The 2,099-nt window shown below is 47.3% G+C and carries 2 protein-coding genes; both read right to left on the bottom strand.

Features of this window, described 5'->3' with window-relative positions; translation table 11 throughout:
• The coding region (locus tag VP97_RS22890; protein ID WP_483782910.1) for an enolase-like domain-containing protein at nucleotides 1–482 on the bottom strand (482 nt) is incomplete at its 3' end.
• 32 nt (nucleotides 483–514) lie between these two features.
• Nucleotides 515–1,837, bottom strand: a complete 1,323-nt coding sequence (locus tag VP97_RS22885; protein WP_050184499.1) for an MFS transporter — start codon at nucleotides 1,835–1,837, stop codon at nucleotides 515–517.
• Between the last annotated feature and the right edge of the window lie 262 nt (nucleotides 1,838–2,099).

The following is a 2,099-nucleotide window of genomic DNA, read 5'->3' as shown; positions in this document are numbered from 1 at the left end:
AACAGGTAGCCGAGCATTTCTACTTTGTCCCGCTGCTGTCCTTCGCCTAAAAGGGCCGCCACCGGCACGCCGAGATATTTGCCGACCAGGTCGAGAAGCGCCGCTTCCAAAGCCGTTACCGCATGGATTGTAATGCGGAGGTCAAAGGTCTGTAAGCCGCGTCCGGCTGAATCCCGGTCTGCAAACTGGCGGCGTACGTTATTTAAGATATTGTTGTAGGTGCCGATAGACTGGCCGACCACAATTTCGCGTGCGTCTTCCAGTGTCTGGCGGATTTTCTCGCCGCCCGGCACTTCACCGACACCGACATTCCCTGAATTATCCTTCAGTAAAACGATATTACGTGTAAAGTAAGGGGCATGAGCACCGCTTAAATTTAAAAGCATACTGTCATGACCGGCTACTGGAATCACAGTCATTTCTGTAATAATAGGTGCACCTGTTTTGACGTTTTCCTGGATTAATTGAGTGTTTGTGTTCATCTGTTTCTCTCCTATCAAATTGGAATTATGGATTAAGATTTCAATTCAACACGTTTAATTTCACCGACAAGGAACAGGTAGCTGCAGATCGCCACGAGTGCATTGGCACCGACGAACACAAGCGCCCCGTTAAAGGAGCCGGTTGTGGCAATAATGTAGCCGATAATGATCGGCGTCGTAATGCCGGCAATGTTGCCAAATGTATTGAACAGGCCGCCGCTGACACCGGACATTTCTTTTGGAGATGTATCTGCCACAACGGCCCAGCCGAGTGCACCAAACCCTTTTCCAAAGAAGGCAAGCGCCATCACAAAGATGACAACCCACTGCGTATCCACATAATTGGCGGCTACGAGCGTCATAGACATCAGCATGCCGACCACAATCGGTGTTTTCCGGGCCACTGTTAAAGAGAAGCCTTTGCGGAGCAGGAAGTCAGAGAACATGCCGCCAAGAATCCCGCCCAAAAATCCGCAAATCGCCGGCAGGGAAGCCACAAAGCCAACTTCAAGGATGGTCATGCCCCGTTCCTGGACAAGATAAACCGGGAACCAGGTCAGAAAAAAGTATGTAAGCGTCGTAATACAGTACTGGCCCAGGTAAACACCTAACAGCATCCGGTTTGTCAGCAGCTGCTTCACCTGGCTCCAGTTAACACCTTTCTTTTCTGCTTTCTTTGTTTCTGTCTGGTCCATGTTGGTCAGGGCGCCGCCTTCTTCAATGTAAGCAAGCTCAGCCTCGTTGATCCGTGGATGTTCTTTCGGGCTATAAACCGCTTTCATCCAAATGAATGAAACGATAATCCCGACCGCACCCATGAAGTAGAAAACATATTCCCAGCCAAATGTATACGTAATATAACCCATAATCGGTGCGAACAGAACAGTCGCAAAATACTGGGCAGAGTTAAAGGTGGCTGCCGCTGTGCCACGTTCATGGCTTGGAAACCAGGAAGCAACGATCCGGCTGTTGGCAGGAAAAGAAGGTGCTTCTGCCAGTCCAACTAAGAAACGAAGGCCGAACAGGATCATTACAGCGGTTCCGGCTGTACCGAAGAAACCAATAAAGCCCTGCAAAAGCGTAAAACATGACCATAAGAAAATACTCCAAAAGTAAACTTTTTTTGAACCGAACCGATCCAGCAGCCATCCGCCGGGAATCTGGCCGGCTACATAGGACCAGGCAAAAGCAGAAAACACATAGCCCATCATAACGGAATCAAGGCCAAGCTGATTGGACATGTCTGTTCCGGCAATGGAAAGGGTAGCCCGATCCGCATAATTAATCGCTGTGACAAGAAACAGCATGAATACAATAAACCAGCGTGCACGTGTTTTTTTCTGGCTGCCGGGCATTGGAAGAGAAGAAGGAAGAACTTTTTCTTGCGCATTCATCGACATAAACACACTTCCTTTACATGAGTTCGTGATGTGATACCGCTTTCAAAAAGTGTATGTTGAACTAATCTCATTCTAAGAAATATTGGCTTTCAAAAGCAACACTCCTTTTGTAAAAATTCAAATTATTTTATTTTGTCCAATGGTAAGACAAATAGAATTGTTTGTCAACCGCTTTCAGACATGTTTTTTCGCCGGCTGTTTTTTGTTAAAACTGCTA

It is taken from the genome of Domibacillus robiginosus (genome assembly GCF_000966195.1).
GTDB lineage: Bacteria > Bacillota > Bacilli > Bacillales > Domibacillaceae > Domibacillus > Domibacillus robiginosus.
Note: the sequence above shows the minus strand (reverse complement) of the source record. Positions and strands in the feature narration are given on the sequence as shown.

What these genes read in the sequence shown, in the direction of transcription:
- VP97_RS22885 (WP_050184499.1), bottom strand. Translation starts at nt 1,837, where the DNA reads ATGCCCGGCAGCCAGAAAAAAACACGTGCACGCTGGTTTATTGTATTC.